2 protein-coding genes and 1 pseudogene are annotated in these 1,705 nt (G+C 72.1%); 1 reads left to right on the top strand and 2 read right to left on the bottom strand.

What is annotated here, in order from left to right; all coding sequences use genetic code 11:
• The coding region (locus tag DPV74_RS41220) for a 2-dehydropantoate 2-reductase (RefSeq protein WP_119339275.1) at nt 1-978 on the bottom strand (978 nt) is incomplete at its 3' end.
• On the bottom strand, nt 971-1,495 hold the full coding sequence (locus DPV74_RS41225) for a DUF962 domain-containing protein (protein ID WP_059692590.1): 525 nt from the start codon (nt 1,493-1,495) through the stop codon (nt 971-973). The genes DPV74_RS41225 and DPV74_RS41220, both read right to left, overlap by 8 nt.
• Before the next feature lie 81 nt (nt 1,496-1,576).
• Here DPV74_RS41225 and DPV74_RS41230 point away from each other — a divergent pair.
• Nucleotides 1,577-1,705, top strand: a pseudogene (locus DPV74_RS41230) (Crp/Fnr family transcriptional regulator); the annotation flags it as partial.

A 1,705-nucleotide genomic window follows, 5' to 3' on the forward strand; every position in this document is an offset into this window, starting at 1 on the left:
CCAGGCCGGGCGCGCCGCCGCACGTTCCGCGTCATGCACGAGCGCGCACAGTCGCGCATTGACGGGCGCCTGCGCGCCGACGCGCGCGGCCAGCCGCACGACCTCGCCGTTGATCCACTCGACTTCCGTCGCACGCTGCGCCGCGAGATCGTCGGACATCGACGAACGCGCGAGCGGGTCGATCGCGAGCATCCGGCCGCCGAGCACGCGAAACGCGAAATCGGGCAAGTCGAGCACGGCCGGGATCCACGCGGCCGGCAACGGCGTCAACCGCGCAGGCCGGATCGCGGCCAGCGCCAGGCAGTGCAGCGCTTCGCGCTGCGCGAGCGCGACGCAGCGCCGGTACGCACGTTGCGCGAGTTCGTCGCGCAGCGGCAGGTTCGCGAGCGCATTGACCGCGTTGTTCAGGTTGAGCAGCAGCTTCGCCCACTGCACGGCCCGCATGTCGCGATGCAGTTCGAGCGGCAGCCCGGCGCGCGCGAATGCGTCGGCAAACGGCTGCAGCGCGGGAGACGCGTCGGCCGCAAGCGCGCCGGCCGAGCCCTGGTGAAACGCGCCGGGCTCGCGCTCGATCACGTTGAACGGCACCATGCCGGCCAGCACGATTGCTTGCGGCAGCGCCTCGCGCAGCACGTCGGCATTGTGCAGGCCGTTCTGGAAGCTGATCACGACCGTGCCGGGCCGCAGCACGCCGGCAAGCTGCGCCGCGGCCTCACGCGTCGCGGCCGATTTCACCGCCACGAGCACGAGCCGCGCGGCCGCCGCAGCCGCCGGATCGGTCGTGAACACGACATCGGCCGGGGCGAGCGTCGCACGATAGCCGCGCCGGTCGGTCAGCGTCAGCCCGCGCCGACGAATCGCATCGCCGATCCGTGCGCGCCCGACGAGCGTCACATTCGCGCCGGCCGCCGCGAGCCGTCCGCCGAGATAGCAGCCGACGGCGCCCGCGCCGAATACGCAGACCGGTGCGTCAGACATGCGAATGCGCGCCGCCGTGCACGGGGCCGGCCCGCCGCTCGACTTCGCGGCGCACTTCGCCGCGCAGTCCCGCGAAGAACGCGACCTCGGCGACGACGAACAGCGGCCCGACCATCAGGCCGACCAGATCGTCGACGAAGGCGGGCTTGCGCCCTTCGAACCAGTGCCCGACGAACTGGACGATCCAGCCGACGACGAACGCGCCGATGCCGATCGCGAGCCATTGCGCGGTCGGCAGCAACGCGAGCGCCTGCGCGGCCCACAGGCCCAGCGCGAACAGCGCGGTCATCACGATCCCGAACCGCAGGTCGAGCCGCAGGTAGAACACCGCGAACGCGACGGCGAGCAGCAGCGCCGGCGACAGCGCGACCCCGGCCGGCATCCCGAGCGCCGGCCGCGACAGCAGCACCTCGACCGCGAATACGATCATCGGGATCCCGACCAGATGCGTCGCGATGTTGCGCGCGTCGCGGTGGTAGGCCGCATATTGGGAAAGATGGTCTTCGAGCGTCTTCATCGCGTCTCCTGGTCGGTGGTTGAGCGCTATGATGCGCGTCACGCCCGAGAACCTCTGTCAGCTACCCGACATCGCGTGCCCATGCCCTCTTCGCTCGCCCCGTACCTGCCGCAGATCGAAGCGAACCCGTGGTTCGCCGCGCTGCCGCCCGCGTTGCGCGCGGACCTGCTCGCCCGCGCGGCGCTGCGCCGGCTGCCGGCCGGCCATGCG

Origin of the sequence: Burkholderia sp. HAN2018 (genome assembly GCF_024704855.1) — a bacterium.
GTDB lineage: Bacteria > Pseudomonadota > Gammaproteobacteria > Burkholderiales > Burkholderiaceae > Burkholderia > Burkholderia cepacia.

Coding starts and splice junctions, on each gene's coding strand:
- DPV74_RS41225 (WP_059692590.1), bottom strand. CDS start 1,495: ATGAAGACGCTCGAAGACCATCTTTCCCAATATGCGGCCTACCACCGC.